The sequence below is a fragment of the Gimesia fumaroli genome (assembly GCF_007754425.1).
In the GTDB taxonomy this organism is placed as follows: Bacteria; Planctomycetota; Planctomycetia; order Planctomycetales; family Planctomycetaceae; genus Gimesia; species Gimesia fumaroli.
In genome coordinates this window covers 1943049-1961764 of record NZ_CP037452.1, presented here as the reverse complement: position 1 = coordinate 1961764, position 18716 = coordinate 1943049, and the positions used below count along the sequence as shown (strand labels likewise).

The following is an 18716-nucleotide window of genomic DNA, read 5'->3' as shown; positions in this document are numbered from 1 at the left end:
GTCGTGAGCAAGATGACCATTCGAAAGAAACGGATTCATGGAAATACAGAATACGAACTTATTGTAAATAGCACCGTTGTAGACGGCCTCCCGTGGGATGAAATGCTTGGCAGGGTCGCTAGATGTTTTATCCGGGATTGGTTTGTCGGGTTGTCTGAAGACCGCTGTGTAAAGCGATCAGGCAGGGTTCTCGAATACGAACTGCACATCGAAGAGGTTGATGGGCACTACCTGATTACAAGAGGCGACTGTTTCATAAGTCACCTGACCTTCGATGAAATGCTTGGCTTCATTGCCAAGTACACGTTGATTGGAACCCAGATGTTTAGCGGGCTGCGGACCTACGAGGAGTGGTCAAAGCTTCCATACCGCGACCGTGAAATTGCAGGGCTGTTACCTGCACCTTCCTGTGTCGGAAAACTGTGTTGACCGAAAACTCATATGCCCAGTGTGCGACTGGGATAAGGACGGGCTCGAATAACCCAAGCAGGCTAAACCACTAAAAACATACCTCAAGCAAAAGGAGAAAGTAATGCCACTAAATTGCGTAACTATCACAGGTGCGGATGACAGAACCAACGTCCAAGACCTGATCGAACTGTCGAAAGAATTCCCGTTTGTTGAATGGGGGATTTTGATCGGAACAAGTACCGGCCAGCGGTTCCCGTCGTACAACTGGATTCATGAACTAGCAGAAGCGAAGGTTGAATCTGGTCTCAATATCAATTTAAGCCTTCACCTTTGTGGTGGACATTTAAGAGAAGTGACCAGCGGACGTTCATATCTGCATGACCATCTTGGTAATTCGATGTTTGTGTTTCAGCGTGTTCAGCTGAACTTTCACGGCGAAAAGCAGGGGCCAGACTGTTCTGAAAAAATCCTGAACGCGTTTTGTAAAATTGAACGCAACTGTTTTGGATGGGACCCGACAATCATCTTCCAGCTGGATGGAGTGAATTACTGGTTATATGAAGCTGCGGAACGTCGTTTTGCCGTCTGCGGGTTGTTTGATCGCTCACATGGCGCTGGTGTAGTGCCCAATGAATGGCCTAAGGCCAGAACTGATATCCAAACAGGGTGGGCTGGCGGCCTGGGGCCTGACAATCTCGCTGAAGAACTTCCGAAGATCGACAGCCAAGCGTTGTCAGCCATGAACTACTGGATCGACATGGAAACTCAGGTCCGGACGGATGAAGTCTTGGACCTCGAAAAAGTTAGTCAGTGTCTGAAGATCGCTGGCGAGTTCATGGCATTTACAAAGTAAGGAAGCAGACCATGCAGCAGAAGTCACTCCCATTTGTTGAAACCAAACGACGCCAGCTTGTCGGCTTACCGCTGTCTACGGATGCCAAAGTGTTGATGGTCGTGTTGGATGAAATCGCCGGATCGGATGACTTCTGCTGCCCTTCCCTGCCTGACCTGTCGCGTTTGATGGGCTGCTCAGAACACAAGGCCCGCAAGGCAATTCGCGAAGCAGAGAGTGCAGGATTTTTAGAAGTCGAAAAACTACCAGGCAAAGCCACCGCCTATCGGATCGAGTGGCCTGCCATAACCAATACGGAATGCGAGGAGTTTAATAATGTCAACCGCTACTTATGAACCTATCAAGGTCGCAGATCCAGATACACCCGAATGGGAAGCCGCGCGCATGACCGGCATCGGTGCCAGTGAATCTGCGGATGCCCTTGAGCTGTCACAATATGGTGGGCGGTACAAGCTGTTTCACCGCAAGATCGGCACCCTGCAGGAAGACTTCGAAAACGATGACATGTGGTACGGCAAAGAGGTTGAATACCTCACTGCTAAATATTGGGAAAGGAAAAACAATCGGAAGATTCTGCAGCACCCCTGCCCGATGTATCGGCATCCCGATTATCCGTTCATTCTGGCAACGCCCGATGCAAAACTCAGCCCCAAGGAAGGACTGGAGCTGAAGTCGATGCACTGGCGTCTGGCAAAAGAGATGGGCGAAGAGGGGACCGACTTCATCCCTGACAGCTACGTCATCCAGGGGCAGCAGCAGATGTTCGTCATGGGGTGGGAAGTCGTCAACTTCGCCATCCTCGTAGACCGCCGACTGTATCAATACAAGGTCCATCGAAACGAAACGCTGATCGAAGGTCTGGTTGCTGGCCTGTCGGAAATGTGGGAACGAATTCAGAACTTCGATGAGCCGGAACCGAATTGGGAAAACCCTTCCGTTGCTGACACCGTCAAACGGTTGTATCGCGACGTTGAAAAAGATTCGGTCATCGAACTCAGCAAGGAAGCCTGCAAAGCCTGGAACCGCTACGAACTGCTGGGCGATGACGAAAAACAGATTCAGGAAGAACGCAAGGCCCTGAAGGCGTTCGTGCTGAAAGAACTCGGCAATCGTTCTGCTGGCATCCTGGCCGGTGGCAAGAAGATGGTTCGCCGTAAAGAGATTCAGGGCTGTTCTTACACCGTGGAACGCAAGCCCCGCATCGACGCGCGGGCGGTCAAGGTTCCTGAGTAACAAACAACGTTAATTATATTTCTGAACTCAATTAAAAAGGAGAAGCAATCAAATGAATCAACTCGTCGTTAGCAAAGAAAAACTAAACGATCTAAAGCGATCACTCACTGCCGGTGCAGATAGCATGGCATTGATTTTGCCGAAGTCGATCACCCCAGAAACCATGATCCGTTTTGCATTAAATGCCGCGCAGAACAATCCCAAGCTTTTGTTATGCAGCGTTCAATCCATCGGGTTGGCTCTGATGAATTCTTCAGCCATTGGACTGGAGCCGAATGGATACGATGGTCACCTGGTGCCCTATGAAGACAAGAACAACAGTTGCTTCACATGTCAGTTTATCCCCGACTACAAAGGGTACACGAAACTGATGCACCAAAACCCAAAGCTGCAGAGCGTGTCTGCTGGTGCCGTGCGTGAAGGCGATCTGTTTGAGTTTGAGTTCGGAACTGATGCCTATCTCAGACACATACCACCATTAAAGGATGATCGCGGTGACCTGATCGCTGCCTGGGCAATGTACAAACTACAAGACGGTAGCTCAGATTTTGTAGTGCTGACGCAGGGCGAGGTTCTGAAGCACAAAAGGGCCAGTCCATCCAGTGGCGGCTACAAGTCTCCATGGAAGCTCTGGGAAGATCCGATGTGGGCAAAGACTGCGATTCGCATTCTTCGCAAGTTTGCGCCAATGGGCCCAGGTGTAGAGAAAGCATCGGCTTATGAGGATGCCATCGAAACAGGAACTCTCCCGACCGATCATGTCTACGATGCAGATCCTGATGGCCCACGACTTACCTTCGATGTTGAACCGCAACATCACAATGAATTCAGTCAACCCCAATCCCGATCTCAGGAACTCGCTGACAAGATGGGAGCCCAGAACGCTGCCCCCACAACAACGGCACCGCCTGAACCGACGCAGAGCAAAAAGCGATCTCGAAAACCACTGACTGAAAAGCAGTTGCACGGTGCCATTCAGTCGGCGGTTAACTCAGGTGATAGACAGCAGCTGACGGACTTCATCACTCGTCTGGATGAATCGCTCGATGCAAATCAGATCAACGAGGACATGTACAACATGTGGAAGGAACAGGCCAGCATCGCAATCGAGCAGCTGGTAGCCCCATAACGGGCGGTCGGTGCTGCATAACGGGCTCATACCCCAACCTATGGAGCACCCAGCGGTTCACGGTGGGCAAGGATGGCCAAGCATTCTGCCGGGGGTTCGATTCCCCCACGCCGCCTTTATTGAGTTTACGGAAATTCAAAGACCTTAGCAGACGGAACGATGCAGGATGCCAAAGCACAAGCCATCAGCAAGACAGAAACATCTCGACTTTGAAAAGCTCGAAGTCAATCGGATTCTCAAGATCGAACTGCTCGAAAAGCTGCAGGCCGATTATCGGATTAAGAATCTGTTGTTCGCCATCGATCGACACTTGAGGAACAACCGTGACTGCTGGCCATCTTATGCGGGACTGGCAGAGCAGATCGGTGCTTCAGTTCGATCAGTCGGCAGGCACATTCAAATGGCTTGTGAACAGGGCTGGCTGCTTCGTGAGAGCGGTGGTAAAGGCAAAAACAATCATTATCGAATCAACTGGTCAATGGTCTTTGATGCCGTTCCAATCACGACTCAGGACATGGCAGCTGCTCGTCTGAAAGCTGAGTCTGGGGTTGATGCCGATAAAGAGTTGGATCGAAAGCAGGAGCAACGGCGAGCTGCGAATCTGGAACGTCGCCAGTCACAAACGGAACGACCAAAACGACGGCAGCCTGTTGATGGGTTCCCCCGTGGTTACTGTCCTTCAGGTCTACCATTGGAAAAGAAAAAACCAGCCAACAAAATCACGCAGGATTTCGGTATCGCGAAAACAACGAAGCGAAAAGGCAAGCGTTGGAACTGCCACGTAGATCCGGAGATGCTCAGAAATCCGGAAGAGATTGATAGCTTGTTCAAGCGGGCTGTTGATCTTGGGTTTGCGAAGAACACGGACCCCGCCCGATTGATCGTCTGGTCAATCGCTGTCCATTGTCGGAGTGCTGACAACCCCGGCGCTTTGTTCCGGCACAAAATCGAAACCGGAGACATTCAGGTATCAATGCCGGAAGAAGACAAAGCGCTGAAAGAAATGGAGGAGCATGATAAGCAGTCCAACGTTTTCAACAAAATTCTTGATGAAGCATTTGAGGGGGTGACATGAAACCATTCCAAAGAAGAAAGCCGCCTGCTGTACGCAAGTGTGATCCGGGTTGCATCTGTAAGGATGCGGGATTCGTAGACGTACTGAATGAAGGTCAATTCAGAACCGCAAACGGGAACGCGTTGAGTGACAAAGTGGTGACAGTCCTCTGCAACGGTTCAAAGGGCGAGTGGATCAGACTGCACAACAAACAGAAGCTACCAATTTTCAACCCGGAGACGATGACTCTTCCGGGCCAGTCAAAACAAAAATCACTTTTTTAATTTTCAAATCGGAGAACAAAATGAGTAAAGCAGCAGAAAAGCCAACCTTTGAAGACGTGATCAAGGACGGCACCGACTTTGGCCAGTGGCTATACGAAGAGGCAAAAGGCTATTGGGGCATTGAGATCTCTCTTGCAGATGCTAATGACCTGAGTGACGAAGAAAAAGCCCACGTCTTCACCTGGGTTCAGGAAGCGATCTATGCGGATGAGTGCTTCCTGGAAGAGTTCCCGGAATTCGATTCAGTGGTTGATAGCTTGATCACTCCTGAGACACCGTCCGACTGCCCAGACGATAAAGATATGGAAGAGGCAATGCAGCTCGGTGTCCAGGCAGCCAACACCAAAGGCATGCAGTTCCGCGACAATAACTTTCGCGAGATGTTTGCTCAGGAGCGATACGTCGCATGGCGAACTGCATTCGTCCAAACACGAGACAAAGCCGCTGAGGAATTCATCGAACAGGGTGACCAGCAGGATGCTGAACCTGCTACTGAGGAAGTGAAGCCCGCAGAACCAGCCGCACCAGTAGAGCCATGTCTCACGCTGCTTCAAAAGCGGATGCTGGAAATCGACGCTGAGTTGATTGACCTGAACCCGAGAGTCCGAGAAGCCCAGAACCTCGTTGACTCATTAAAGGACGATCTCAAAGAAGCGAAAAGCGACCTTGACGGATTGCTGGAAGAGCAGGCTGACCTCTGCAACAAGCTCTCCGTGATCAGCGAAGGGGGAGCATATCAACCGAAGCTGCCTTTTAACGATGAACCTCACCCCGACGTTGAGGACGGTAAGAACCGACCACACGGCACCCCTGCCCTGGCTACGGTGGCGAATGAACTCAAAAAGCAAAAGCAGGAAGATCCTGCAAAGAAAGCTGCCGTCCATGATCTCGGGTTGACAGAGACCATGACTGACAAGCTGGTGGATTCTGGAATTCACTTTATCGCAGACCTCGAAGAACGAATTCGAAATGCCAACATTGGAAAATTCAAATGGCATGACGGAATCACCGGAGTTGCAAAAGGTGGTGCAACAAAGATTGAGGATGCACTCGAAGCATGGCGCAGAGAGAACCCAGTTCCCTGCGAAGACGAAGATGACGACGACGAACCTGTCGAGGTCGAAGCCGAAGCCACTGAAGAAGAACCTGACACCATCAAGATGCCGAATCAGGACCTTGAATGGTGGTGCTGCGAGTGTGACCACAAGTGGCCGCAGGATGGCGACAACGATCAGTGCCTGGAATGTGAGAACGAAACCGGCAACGAACTGCTCGGCTACTTCGACTGCCCTGATTCGAATGAACTAGGCGTAGTCGTTCGCAACTTCGAAGAGGTCAAGATCATCGACCAGGAAAAGATCAAGTGCCTTGTTCGTGTCTATGCAGACATAGATAGTGGCTGGATCTCCAGCATTGATATTCAGGACGAAGAAACGCCTTACATGTACTCGAACACATTGAGTATTGAAGGCCACGCGAGTTCTTCGCGCGACGCAGCGATCTTCAACCAATTGTCACGATTCATCGAAACCTGTGACGTCGCGGACAGCCTTGCCGGAACAGAGATCGACGAACACCTGAAAGGTATGGACAAGAGTCTCGACTGCGACTTCTTCAAGTGTGTGAACTGCGATTTGATGTATGCATTCGACAAAGACAATCCAGAGAAACCACACTGCCCTCACTGCGGAGCAGCTGAGCACACGGCCATCGAGTAACCCACAGGAAGCATCAGAGGTGCTGGCATGAAAATGAATATCTTAGTTTTGGTCAAAGGGGCAGAGCGGTTCTGCTTCGCCTACGACAATGCCAGCACCTCCGAACTGCAGCGCATTCTCAGACAGTACGCTGCAGATGAGAGTATGAACTTCACCTGGTCTGATGCGGCAATGCTTTCGCAAAGGGCCAGAAATATGAGCAAGCAGGACGACTGATAAGGGAAAGACGGATGAAACATGTTGTAGGTTTTTCGGGCGGTGTGGACAGCCAAGCGTGCTTGTGGTGGGTCCGACAAAAATTCGGCGATGAGAACGTTATCGCTGTAAATTCTGACGTTGGCGGACACGAACATTGGATGACAACTGAGTTCATCAGTGAATTCAGCAAAACGGTCTTCCCGATTGTACAAGTTACACCATTGATTCGAGATCTTGAAAATCGGGGAACAAAGCCAGGCATTACCCGAGATCGACGGCAAGAGTTTAATGAAGATGACGTAATGACATTCGATCGACTGGCTTACATTAAGCAACGTTTCCCATCTCGCAAGGCCCAATTCTGCACAGAACACCTGAAGCTAATTCCGCAAAAAAGATGGATGCGTGAAAACCTAGTCGACAAAGGGATTGAATTTGAACGATATGTCGGTTTGAGATGCGATGAATCGGATGCCAGAAAGAAAACACCTGATCGAAAATGGGATGAATACTTTGACTGCTGGGTGAACTATCCGATCCGCTGCTGGACGAAACAAGAGTGCTTTTCTGTTCTCAAAAAGTCGGGAGAAAAAGTTAACCCGCTTTATTCAATGGGTTTCAATCGAGTCGGCTGCGCTCCCTGTATCAATTCCAATAAAGCCGATATTCGCGAGTGGGCTGCCCGCTTCCCCGAAATGATCGACAAGGTCAGGCAGTATGAAGAAAACGTCGGGCGAACGTTCTTTGCACCATGTGTTCCAGGGATGGAAATCAACTGGATCGACGACGTCGTGAAGTGGTCTAAAACAGCCTACGGTGGAAAACAACCAATGCTGCCATTGGTTGAAGTGGAAGCGGCGGCCGGAATGTGTAGCAGTAGCTATGGGCTCTGTGAATAAACAATGACTGGTTAACAGCAGTTACCCACCCAACATCGGAATAATTTTTGGAATATTTGACACCACTTTAGAACAGGAGAATCAGACCAGTGCAACGAATGGAGTCAGTCAAGTTTAGCGTGCCAGGTGCCCCGGTAGCACAGCCTCGTCAGAAGTTCAAAAGAATGGGGGGCTTCATCAGCAACTACACGCCAGAAAAACACCCGGTCACCGACTACAAGAAAGCCATTCGGTTGTCAGCATTGGAAGCGTATCAGGGTAAACCAGATGGAGGGCCAATCGCCCTTGAAGTGGTCTTCGTCTTTCCTCGACAAAGCAATAAACGCTGGAAGACGAAGCCGATGCCCCGGTATCTCCATGTTCAGCGAAACGACGTTGACAACCTCCTGAAGGCAGTCATGGATGCATTGAATGAAAAGATCTGGGTTGATGACAAACAGGTCTGCAAAGTCACTGCAACGAAATGGAGAGCAGCTGGCGACGAGGAACCACACACTGAAATTACAATCAAACCAATCAACGTAGGGTAAAGGAGAATCGATGCCACAAACAAATCTTAAATTGACCACACGATATGAAATCGATTGTGCCCAAGGGAAGGCGGCGTTGGTTCTTGACAACGATGCTGTCTGGGGTCTGAGGTGGGAGCCATACGACAAAAGAGACCCCTACTGGAATGATGCGTTTCATCCTTTCATGAAGGACCAAACACACCAGCAGCAACTCCAGATATTCTGTGATCAGAGGTGTGTATGGATAGATGCGTCAGAAGCTAAGCAGATCGTCGCGATCTTCACTGAAGTTGCCTCAAAACACTTACAGCAGAAAGGAGAAACCAGTGCCAATTAAGTGCATTAAATGCGGTCGTGTAAAAACCGTAAAACAAATCAGCCAGAGAGAGTACCGCTGCTCTCACTGCGGGACCATCTTCGACGATGATCCAGACGAAGGCGGCACGCATGGGCACACGCCGGATTACCGGATCATGAAACAAGAAGAACGACGACAGCGACGTTTGGGAAGGCGGTACTGATTATGGTGGCAATCATGACACGTTCCGCACTCGAATTCTGGGGGCACAATCCAGAGCCAGATGTTGCTTATGTAATTATCAACCAACGTGAAAGAAATGTGGTCACTTGGGATGAGGTCAACGAAGAGAAACGTGAAACACAACGGAAGCATCTGGATGAAATCAGACATGCACCAGTGATGAGAATCAGCCGACTATGGGTTGGTTACAACCCGCATTTCTTTTTCGGAGGATGGTTTGCAGTGATCGAGAACGTGCATCACAGCGAGTGTGTCTGGGGGCGTACTCCTATTCTGATGGAACGAGTGATGGAATTATTCCCGATCACGTTCCGTTATGGAAATCTAAATGAGGATTTTCAAATGTGGTGTGAGGCATTTTCAAAAACATATCCACGTGGCCGTTACGGTGGCAGGCAGCGTGGATTTGCAATCGTGCGATGGGATGGATTTAGAGAGTTAGCTCTTAGAAAGGCAGCATCAAGGTGATCACGAAAACCAAAAGCAAAAAAGTAAAAGCGCGGCAGAAGTTCATTTGGTTTGTCAATCCGTTCGACATTGAACTGCCAGATGATGGGATCTTTGTTGACGGCTTTGCCGGCGGCGGCGGGGCCAGCACTGGAATTGCCAAGGCCATCGGTCGCAGTCCACACATTGCCATCAACCATGACCGCGATTCAATATCGATGCACATTGAGAACCATCCTGATTCCCGGCACTACTGTGAAGACATCTATCGGGTGGACCCTGAAGAGGTTTGCGAAGGAAAGCCTGTGAAAGGTGCCTGGTTCAGTCCTGACTGCACTCATCATTCGAAAGCCAGGGGCAGCAAGCCGAAGGAAAAGAAGATCCGGGCGCTGTCATGGGTTGTCTTACACTGGATGGCTCGCGTCCGACCAGCAGTAGTTTTCATGGAGAATGTGGAAGAGATCACAAAGTGGGGGCCGCTTGCCGAGAATGATACTGCAATCAAGGAGCGTGAGGGCGAACACTTCAACGCGTTCGTCGGTGCCATGCAGGATGGGTGTGATCCGGCTGCTGAGATCATCGAAGAGATGCAGGAAAACCTGGGAGAAGAAGACACAGCCGCATGTCTGGCTGGCCTGGGCTATCAAGTCGAATGGCGAGAGTTGGTCGCATCAGACTACGGGGCCCCGACGACTCGCAAGCGGTTGTTCCTCGTGGCTCGCTGTGACGGGAAGCCAATTGTCTGGCCATCGATCACGCATGCATCTCCTAAAGTTATTCGGAATGAGTTGCGGGAGAATCGGGTCTGTAACCTGAAGAAGTGGATTCCAGTAGCTGATGTAATCGACTGGACTCAGCCATGGCCGTCAATCTTTGATACCAGGGAGCAGATCATGGAGAAATACAACCTACCAGCTGTTCGTCCACTGGCTGAAAACACACAAAAGAGAATTGCGGAAGGAATACGCCGGTTTGTGATTGAGACGGACGAGCCGTTTATCATCAATGTGAATCACACCTCAGACCAGTTTCGCGGTCAGTCAATTTACGAGCCACTACCAACGGTCACTGGTAAGAACGGGTTTGCTGTCGTGGCACCTTACCTAACCAGCTATTACGGGCCAAAGAGCATCAATGGCCACCGAGGTCGATCTATCCTTGAACCAATGGCAACGCAAACTTCTGAGAACCGTCATGCCCTGGTTGCTCCCTCTTTAGTTCAAGTCGGATATGGCGAACGATCCGGCCAGCGTCCGCGTTGCTTGGATATTCAAAAGCCGCTCGGAACTGTTGTTGGATCTGGCAAGCATGCAGTGGTAGGTGCTTTTATCTCCCGAATGTACGGACAGGGTGTTGGAACAGCATGCACGTCCCCGCTGGGAACCACTACATCAGAAAACAAATCTGCCCTGGTCGCGGCATTTATTACCAAGCACTTCGGTGGCATGGTGGGTGTGCCGGCATCCCATCCATTTCCGACTATCACGGCGCGTGGCACGCAAAATATGCTGACCGCCGTGACGATGATTAAGAACAATCACGGCGGCAAGCAGGCATTCGACGTCAACGAACCACTGCGAACTGTGATGGCTCAAGGGCAGCATCACGCTGCTGTTGGATGCCATCTCAAAGAAGTCAGGGCCTTCATGTTCAAATACTATGGCAGCGGTGGTCAATGGAACGACCTTCGTGATCCGGCTCCGACCATCACGGCCAAAGACCGGTTGGCACTGGGGTTGGTGTCGATCAATCGTAGCCTGTGGCAAATTGATGACATCCTGATGCGGATGTTGACACCTCGCGAATTATTCAAAGCCCAGGGATTTCCTCCGGATTACAAAATCGATTATGGCTACGACGGGCGAAAGCTTTCCAAAGCAGCAAAGGTAGCACGGTGCGGAAATTCTGTATCGCCTCATCCGGCTGAGGCACTGGTAAGGGCGAACTTAACTTAAAGGGGAAAGATAGCAGGATGTTGAATCTAATCGCAACGGATTGTCTGCCATGGATGCAGAAGCAGAAGGACAACGCAGTCAACCTGACGTTCTTCTCTCCACCGTATGAAGACGCGCGGACCTATGGACTTGGGTTCAAACTGAAAGGAGAGGCCTGGGTTCTGGGTGTCTTGAATCACTGCGAGTATTACGGCGTTCCCTTCTTCTTCAAACAGTGGGGCGGCGTGAACAAGAAAGAAGCGGGCCGTGAACTTTGCGGGCAGATCTACGATGAATTCCCGGAATTCTCACAGGCACCATTACCAGACCACAAAACCCGTAAGCAACTGATGGAGATGTATTCATGAAAGAGCGAGGACTCATCTGCCACGGCAGATCAATCAACAACATCATCGACGGTCTGAAAACGCACACGCGGCGAGTTGCCAAAGGCTTCGAGGCCTACGACGAGATCGAGCATCTAATCGATCGTGAGACCGGGGAATACTTCTGGCGCTGCTGGACTGATGCTGGGCCATACAGGAAATACAAAGACGTCACCTGCCCGCACGGTCAACCTGGTGATCGGCTCTGGATTAGGGAGACGTGGCTAGAACTCGACAGCGACCACTATGTTCTTCCAGGAAAGCCAAAGCTGCTGATGGTGGATTGCATGAAGTATCCGATGCGAAACGGGATTTCATACCGTGCAGGCGTTGATGCAGAAGGTGACGAAATTCGTGAAGAGTATGGCTACAAATGGAAATCGCCTCTGTTTATGCCGAAATCCTACTCTCGACTGACACTCGAAATTAAAGATGTCCGGCTCGAACGCGTCTGCAACATCAGGCCAGCAGACGCCCGCAAAGAAGGCTACGAAGACATCAATGCATTCTTCGAGGGCTGGGACGAGATCAATGCGAAACGCGGCTATTCTGCCGAATCAAACCCGTTTGTGTGGGTGATTGAATTTGAAAGAATAAAGGATTGAAAGTAGTCACTTAAACCTAAACCTTATCTGTTTTAAAAGACTAATCTTTGTCTCTGTAAACATACTAAACATTAGGAAATTCTTCTTCCAACTTTCTTTTTAATAGGGCGCTAAATATGGGTCCTCGACACTTTATCTTGTCCACTAGTTCCAGTGCAACATCTGAGAGCCCATAATGCATGAATATTCGCATTGCAATACATGCTGCTCTTTCAATGACGAAATCAAAAGGCTCATCGATTTTAGGTTTATTCACGAGGTCAGTAGTAGCATATTCGCAAATAATGAGTGCTTCACTCAGATGACCAGTTTCTAAATAAAACCATGCCAATTGTAATCGAGCCAATGCGGAAGCATCGCTATTTTTACCATATCTTGCATTGAAGTCCTTAATAATACTGAAGAGAACATGTTCCGCATCTGACTCTTGACCAATAGCATGAAAAAATTGTGCAATTTCAGTGCGCTGATCCCACCAGACTAAAGGTTCATAATCACTTCGGCTGCATATCTCAAACGCATTTTTCAAGAGTTCTATCACGTATTCAGTTCTTCCGAAATCGGCTGAAGTTTCTGCTGTTGCCAAAAGATATTTAACATAGAGGCTCAATTCTATATCGGTAGTATCCTGTGAATCTATTATATACTCAGCATGAGGCAGGATATGCCCTCTTTCATCTAACGACAAACGATCCGATTCATCCTTTTCTGGAGATAGTGCTTCGGATACTAGACTCATTGCACATTTACCGAGGAAACTGGCCGATTCTCTTGTGATATCCCGCATTACCTCTTGTACTAACCGATGAATACTATAGCTCTCATATTGCCCTTGTATCGTGATCAAGGAATATTTCTGTAGGGGTTGCAGCACGTCAAAAACAGCAATTCGATCTTCGGATGGAATTGTGGCTATCAATTCACTATAATATTTAGAATATTCTTTTTTTTGAAACGCTCTTATTCCGTTAGATATTAAAAAGATAGGAATCTTGTGACTGCAAAAGTACGCAGACAATTCGAGAAGCTTGAATGAAGAAATTGACTCCTCCTTAACTTGCGAAAAATTGATAATCCATGTTGTGGCGACAGATGCGTTATATGAGCCTTGGGTTGGTATACCTCTCTCTAAGAGTTCTAGTTTTCGTTCTTGATAGTGCTCCAAATACCATGAGAAAGTGACATCAGTCGAATAGACAAATGCCCCAACCTGTTCGAATGCAAGAGGAAACCCCTCAAGTTCTTGGAAAAGTAGAGAAACAGCTTTAGATTCGCTCGATTTTGTGATCTTGCTGTCAGTTCTTGATTCCAAAAAAGTAAATGAATCTTTTTTTGACCAACCAGTTATTGCTATGGTGTCATTTATTCCCATAGAATCTAAGAGGTGTCTGCGTGTTGTTATAATAATGTGTCCTCGTGGTTCGTCTTTCAAGAATTCTGATACTATTGAAGGGTCGTCCAAGCTATCGAGAATTAGTAGATAGTCTGTTTGTTTATAAAGCCATTTTTTTGCAGCCAAAGCTAGTTTGTTCTCGTCATATGAGTGGCCAATCCCTAATCCAAGTCTTTGCGCAATTTGAATAAGTCCACGCTGAAAAGCTTGTCGACTTGTTGCACTAATCCAAAATAACGCTCTATATTCTTCTCTATTCCGATAACAGAATTCGATAGCAACCTGAGTTTTACCCATTCCTCCTAATCCAGAAAGTGCAACTACTGAACCACCCTTACTATCCATTGATAATCGCTTATGTATTTCAACTATAGTATTTTCACGGCCTGTGAAACATTTGTTTTTCGACCATGGAATAGAGAAAAGTTGTGATAGGGAGTCATTCCCACTTCGACAAGAATCTAATAGTCTATTGTATTGATCTTGATTTTTTTCGCGCCAATCAACATAAGCAAACTGTTTAAGTACATCCGTAATTGTGCAGTCATCGAGTCGTAGTGGTATAAACCGTCTTTCTTGGTTGGTGGGGTCTCTGAAGAGCGAGGTATGTCGTTCGAGCGCGACCCATTCGGAGTCGAAGGCAGCTTTGCTCATAAAGAGAATTAACATCCGCGATCTTTCCAACCCCTGTTCAATGGCAAGTGAGATTGAATCACCGGGTTTGATCACCCACTCATCCAACCACACTCGTAGCCCATCTTTCCTTAAACGCTCTGCTAACTCCCGCACTACTAATTTATCAGCACTGGCGTGGCTAAGAAAAACATCGAATTCAAAATGTTGTTCTGACAAATTTTAAGCCCATTTCTATCAAAGTATGACCGCCACATAATCTATGTATCTTCTCAATAGAATGAGGTGCATCTACAGAAGTAAGTTTGGCAGTCTGGGAAAATGTCAAATAAAAAGCTACAAATCACTTAGATTGGGAAGGAAATCTATCTAACTCATGACAGACCGACGCAATGAATTTTGAATTTTTAGTTTGTAGGAGATTGTTTGTCGCTTTAATAGCAATAAGCAATTTCTTTCTTTTCTGTACGCTTTTACTGTCTTCTTTTTCAACAAGAGCAGTATAGTCGCTGAAATTTGAATAAATTCTGTCCCATAATGTCTTTTTCTTCTTCATTTCAGCCTTAATACCATCGCGAATAGATTCAATGCTCTTACTTGCCATGGCGAATTTTTTATTTTCGATATTAGTTTTAACTAACCTTAAACTCGTGTTTAGTAAATCAAAAGCCAAGTTATTTTGTGTTGAATCTGAACTATGTTTTAATCGCTCAATAAGGTCATTTATATTCAAACGGATCAACTCAAACTCAACAAATATCTGCGGATCATCTTCTGTCCCTTGTAAGTTATTGATTTTTTTCGACAGCTCACTTAGGCGATTTACTAACGTCTGTCCTTCAAGATGATAATCATTAACAATCATCTCATAATCTGAAATGCGTTCGATAGCAGCTTCCAAAGCTACTTGACTAACTTTCTCTTTCAGCTTAGGAAAACTATCCTCTTGCAACTTTGGAAGCCTATCAATTGTTCTGATAGAATTAAGAACTTCGCTAGGGTATGTACGTGTAAGAGCTAATAAAAGATGCTCCTCACGGTTTTTAGTTAGAGCAGAAATTGCTAGTAGACGACTTTGACTATCTTCGATTCCAGCATAGAACATGGCAAGTCGGTCTTTATCTTGCTGGATCTTAAGTACTTCTCGCTGTTCATTGGTTTGATACCAGTCATATCCCACAACAACTATTGCAACAATTACCCCGATGAACAATTTGTCTACAATCAGAAGGATCAACTTTCCCTTAACACTGTCCCCATCGGTTTCTATCAGTTTATTCAAATCACCCATGTCATTCCTCTGCAAATCTAGTAGAAAAACCTTCAGAACAAGTGTATTTTTGACTATTAGCATAATTACAGCAATTGAATGAGTGTATTTTTAATCACTTTCTGTAAAAATTGGTGCCATGGCGTCTATTTCACTTTATCACATTCAAGGAGATGCTGAGATGCAATTGTCGAGAATGCTATTGATATTTGGCTGTTTACTTTTTGTATCCACTGCTCACTCAGAAGAAATTCGAGTGCTTGCCTGGAATGTTGAAAGCGGCGGAAATGACTCCGATGTTATCGCACAACAACTGGCTGATTTTGACGGATACGACCTGATTGGACTGTCAGAAGTTAGGAAAAAGAATGCAATCAAATATGTGGTCGGAGCAGCAGCGGGAGAGAATGCATTCTTCAAATACAAACGCGGAAAGACTGGTGGGGCTGATAGACTTCTACTCATTTGGAATTCGCATAAGTTCGAGAAAACCGCTGAACTCGAAATGCACGATTTGAAAATGGAAAATGGACGCGCCCCGTTAGCTGTCAGGTTAAAAAGTAAAGCAGATGGTAAGCAGTTTTGGTTTATGGTGAATCATCTTTACCGTGGAAATTCTGGAGATAATTACGGAAAAAGAAAGCGACAAGCAATAGGCCTCAGAAAGTGGATGAAGGAACAGAACGTTCCTACCATTGTCGTCGGTGATTTTAATTTTGACTACGATATTCCCAATGGACCTGGTAACCCTGCGTTCAAGGAAATGGTGAAAGGAAATAGCGTCAAATGGGTTCGACCTCGTACGCTTATCAAAACCAATGCAAACACGAATTATAATTCAGTATTAGATTTTGTGTTCGTAAACGGAAAAGCCAATGCGTGGAATCCGAAGTCTACGATCATTGTCCGAGAAGGTGACTTTGATGAACCCAAAAGTCCAACCTTAAGTGATCACAGGCCGGTCGATGCTGTTTTCGATACAGGTACCTCTTCGCCATTAGAGGCTATTGTAGAAACGCTTCCAAGATCTAGACTGACTGACTCAGTCCCATCATCAGAAAGCTCAGCTCAAACAGAAATACTTCAGCGAATTCGACGTCTAAAGAAAGAACTCCAAGAGTTAGAGCAGTTGGTTGAAAGTATGGGCAGGAATTGAAATTGGGCGGCTAGTAATTCCACGATAGATACGTTTAAAATTTTCTATGAGGGTAAAATGAGCGAAGATATTAAGCTACCGATGAGAATACCATGTATTGCGAATTTCACCGAAGATCAGGGAGGTGACCTAATTCCTCGTTATTACAAGGCTACTATAGTTTCATTTACGACTATAGAGAAAAAAATCGGGTTTGATGAAGACGACCCAAGAACTGAAACTGTTCCGGCTGCAATAACCATCTCTGAAACAGGGGGTATTGAAGTGCATGGTTTCGGAGATTTGTCAGCATTCCTTACGGTTGAGGCCATGGAAGAGAGAGCAGCAGAATTAAATTGCTGAGGAGTAATCAGATGAAACGTAACATGAATTTAATACGAGAAATATTAATTAACTTAGAAGCAGATAGTCTACCAGACGAAGATGAACCAATAGGCGAGTGGGACGGTGAAACAGCAGAGTATCACAAATACCTTGTTCTAGATGCAGAGCTGGCTGAAGGCTTTGAGACAAAGACAAGGGCAGGAAACTCAGTCCATTTGTCACGACTCACTAACAAAGGGCACGACTTCCTGGAAGCAGCACAGTCACCTACGATCTGGGGTAAAGCAATAGAGAAAACAAAGGAGATTGGTGGGGCAATTTCCGTTGATCTAATGGGAGATTTGCTGAAGAACATAACTAAAAATCAGCTGGGGATTTAAGCTTCCTCAGACAAGTGTTGTGGTTTCAGTGGTTGCATATCAGTTTTTTTGTTGTCAAGATTCGGCAGATAGTAAGAATTTAATAAAAGAGTGGATGCTACAGTCAAAGAAAAATCATGCGTCTTTATTCAACACCTCAATCTGCCAATAATTTAGAAGTCAGTTTGCTAGCGATCATAGAAACAATCGCTGCTGTCTCATTTTCACTTTGGCTTGCCATCAGTTATTTAGGAACATGGGATTACGTTCTAGTTGGTGCTTGCGTAGCACCGTTGCTTTTACTGAGAACTGAATCTTCTTGTAATCTTGCGTTACATACTTTCCTGAAATACGAAAGTTTGGCTATACTCAACTATTCTCAGAGTGTAGGGACCAAAAAAATACTTGCCTTTTTTTTGTATTTCTGCACACTTCTATTTGTTCCTCTTCTATGTCGCCTTTTCGCAATGATCATGGGAATTATTAAGCGCCCCATCGAAACAATTACTCGAATACCATGCAACTGGATACAAATTTGTGTGTGCACTGATCTATTTCACCCTCCAGAGTTAGTTCCTGGTATTCAACTCAATAAAAATAAAATATCCTTTGATATCTTAGATTTTGTAACGTATTGTAAATTCGTATTTGACATTTCTTTTAGAAGAGTAAAATATAATTTCGACCTTATTATTGATCCGAAAACTTCATTAATAAGAAGACTAATTTCATTGGTCATTATATTTCTTGAGCCATATTCTTTTTTTTGTTGGTTCCTCGTTACTCTTTTATTATTTTATTCTGGACCTATCATTTATCGCTTTTCCTTAAAATCCACTTCAATAGTTTGGGCCCCCTTACTTTGGATCATTCCAAAAGCAACTCCAAAAACAAAAATGATTACACGATTGAAAGTAATCAACAAAAGTAGTTGGGGACGATTAATCTCAGTTGTGTCTTCTGCTGTACTTGTTTTGTTCGTGTTTAAAATTTTGATATTCACAGGAATCAATGAACTCAACGAGCGGTTCTCAGACAGTTCCATTCTTTCAAAACTCTCGATGTTTATTGAGCCTCATTCTATTCCCATTTGGCAGGTTGCCAGTGCGGCGAACTCTTTACTAGCTCTGGGCTTGTTTTGGTATGCCAGTAGCAATCTAATACATATTGAAACGGGTGAAATAAAAGAGAGTGATGACAATTCAACAATAGACTACACATTGAGAACAGCATCTGTCATTCGAACGTCGCTAAGCTTATACACGATCAGCTGTCTGTTTTACATTGTTCTTTACAAAGTCTCACTGTTTGATATACCTCCTTTAGGGGACAAGTTCTTCCCCTGGCAGAGTTAGTCTCTGAACGAATAATGGAACT

General features: G+C 46.4%; 21 protein-coding genes. 19 read left to right on the top strand and 2 right to left on the bottom strand.

From position 1 onward, the window contains the following. Positions 1-3 precede the first annotated feature (3 nt). The 15 genes from Enr17x_RS07655 (at position 4) to Enr17x_RS07580 (ending at position 12204) form a co-directional block, all read left to right on the top strand. Positions 4-429 (top strand): hypothetical protein, encoded by a 426-nt coding sequence (locus Enr17x_RS07655; protein ID WP_145307467.1) that lies wholly within the window; start codon positions 4-6, stop codon positions 427-429. Between the two features lie 103 nt (positions 430-532). Then, positions 533-1264 carry a hypothetical protein gene (locus tag Enr17x_RS07650; protein ID WP_145307465.1) on the top strand — a complete coding sequence of 244 codons (732 nt, stop codon included), beginning with the start codon at positions 533-535 and terminating at the stop codon, positions 1262-1264. Between the two features lie 11 nt (positions 1265-1275). Further along, entirely contained in the window at positions 1276-1599 is a 324-nt protein-coding gene (locus Enr17x_RS07645) for a helix-turn-helix domain-containing protein (RefSeq protein ID WP_145307463.1), read from the top strand. Beyond that, entirely contained in the window at positions 1580-2497 is a 918-nt protein-coding gene (locus Enr17x_RS07640; protein WP_145307461.1) for a YqaJ viral recombinase family protein, read from the top strand. The genes Enr17x_RS07645 and Enr17x_RS07640 overlap by 20 nt, the downstream gene beginning before the upstream one ends. 52 nt (positions 2498-2549) lie before the next feature. Beyond that, positions 2550-3626 (top strand): recombinase RecT, encoded by a 1077-nt coding sequence (locus Enr17x_RS07635; protein WP_145307459.1) that lies wholly within the window; start codon positions 2550-2552, stop codon positions 3624-3626. 166 nt (positions 3627-3792) lie between these two features. Beyond that, positions 3793-4701 (top strand): helix-turn-helix domain-containing protein, encoded by a 909-nt coding sequence (locus tag Enr17x_RS07630; protein ID WP_145307458.1) that lies wholly within the window; start codon positions 3793-3795, stop codon positions 4699-4701. Between the two features lie 283 nt (positions 4702-4984). Next, positions 4985-6682, top strand: coding sequence for a hypothetical protein (locus Enr17x_RS07625; RefSeq protein WP_145307456.1), 1698 nt, complete (start codon positions 4985-4987; stop codon positions 6680-6682). 33 nt (positions 6683-6715) lie between these two features. Next, the gene (locus Enr17x_RS07620; RefSeq protein WP_145307454.1) at positions 6716-6898 is read left to right on the top strand and encodes a hypothetical protein; all 183 of its coding nucleotides are present in this window, start codon (positions 6716-6718) and stop codon (positions 6896-6898) included. Between the two features lie 14 nt (positions 6899-6912). Next, entirely contained in the window at positions 6913-7779 is an 867-nt protein-coding gene (locus Enr17x_RS07615; RefSeq protein ID WP_145307452.1) for a phosphoadenosine phosphosulfate reductase domain-containing protein, read from the top strand. Between the two features lie 98 nt (positions 7780-7877). Then, positions 7878-8309 (top strand): RusA family crossover junction endodeoxyribonuclease, encoded by a 432-nt coding sequence (locus Enr17x_RS07610; protein WP_232101069.1) that lies wholly within the window; start codon positions 7878-7880, stop codon positions 8307-8309. Between the two features lie 308 nt (positions 8310-8617). Next, positions 8618-8812: a hypothetical protein gene (locus tag Enr17x_RS07600; protein ID WP_145307446.1), complete on the top strand. Its 195-nt coding sequence runs from the start codon at positions 8618-8620 to the stop codon at positions 8810-8812. A gap of 14 nt (positions 8813-8826) precedes the next feature. Continuing rightward, positions 8827-9300, top strand: coding sequence for a hypothetical protein (locus tag Enr17x_RS07595; RefSeq protein WP_145307444.1), 474 nt, complete (start codon positions 8827-8829; stop codon positions 9298-9300). Beyond that, positions 9297-11234 carry a DNA cytosine methyltransferase gene (locus Enr17x_RS07590; protein WP_198001013.1) on the top strand — a complete coding sequence of 646 codons (1938 nt, stop codon included), beginning with the start codon at positions 9297-9299 and terminating at the stop codon, positions 11232-11234. The genes Enr17x_RS07595 and Enr17x_RS07590 overlap by 4 nt, the downstream gene beginning before the upstream one ends. Positions 11235-11251: 17 nt before the next feature. Next, positions 11252-11581: a DUF5131 family protein gene (locus Enr17x_RS07585; protein WP_145307442.1), complete on the top strand. Its 330-nt coding sequence runs from the start codon at positions 11252-11254 to the stop codon at positions 11579-11581. After that, positions 11578-12204: a PD-(D/E)XK nuclease family protein gene (locus Enr17x_RS07580; RefSeq protein WP_145307440.1), complete on the top strand. Its 627-nt coding sequence runs from the start codon at positions 11578-11580 to the stop codon at positions 12202-12204. Before Enr17x_RS07585 ends, Enr17x_RS07580 begins: the two co-directional genes overlap by 4 nt. 64 nt (positions 12205-12268) lie before the next feature. Here the strand turns inward: Enr17x_RS07580 and Enr17x_RS07575 are convergent, their stop codons facing one another. Both Enr17x_RS07575 and Enr17x_RS07570 read right to left on the bottom strand, forming a co-directional pair. After that, a complete protein-coding gene (locus Enr17x_RS07575; protein WP_145307438.1) occupies positions 12269-14449 on the bottom strand; it encodes a tetratricopeptide repeat protein in 2181 nt (726 codons plus the stop codon). Positions 14450-14573: 124 nt separating this feature from the next. After that, a complete protein-coding gene (locus Enr17x_RS07570; RefSeq protein ID WP_145307436.1) occupies positions 14574-15521 on the bottom strand; it encodes a hypothetical protein in 948 nt (315 codons plus the stop codon). Positions 15522-15639: 118 nt separating this feature from the next. Here Enr17x_RS07570 and Enr17x_RS07565 point away from each other — a divergent pair, with 118 nt between their 5' ends. The 4 genes from Enr17x_RS07565 to Enr17x_RS07550 all read left to right on the top strand — a co-directional run bounded on the left by Enr17x_RS07565 (position 15640) and on the right by Enr17x_RS07550 (position 18694). Then, positions 15640-16656 carry an endonuclease/exonuclease/phosphatase family protein gene (locus Enr17x_RS07565; RefSeq protein ID WP_145307434.1) on the top strand — a complete coding sequence of 339 codons (1017 nt, stop codon included), beginning with the start codon at positions 15640-15642 and terminating at the stop codon, positions 16654-16656. A gap of 57 nt (positions 16657-16713) precedes the next feature. After that, complete coding sequence (locus Enr17x_RS07560) at positions 16714-16998, top strand: hypothetical protein (protein WP_145307432.1); 285 nt, start codon at positions 16714-16716, stop codon at positions 16996-16998. 11 nt (positions 16999-17009) lie between these two features. Then, entirely contained in the window at positions 17010-17360 is a 351-nt protein-coding gene (locus Enr17x_RS07555) for a DUF2513 domain-containing protein (RefSeq protein WP_145307431.1), read from the top strand. 116 nt (positions 17361-17476) lie between these two features. Beyond that, positions 17477-18694 carry a hypothetical protein gene (locus tag Enr17x_RS07550; RefSeq protein ID WP_145307429.1) on the top strand — a complete coding sequence of 406 codons (1218 nt, stop codon included), beginning with the start codon at positions 17477-17479 and terminating at the stop codon, positions 18692-18694. Positions 18695-18716: the final 22 nt, after the last annotated feature.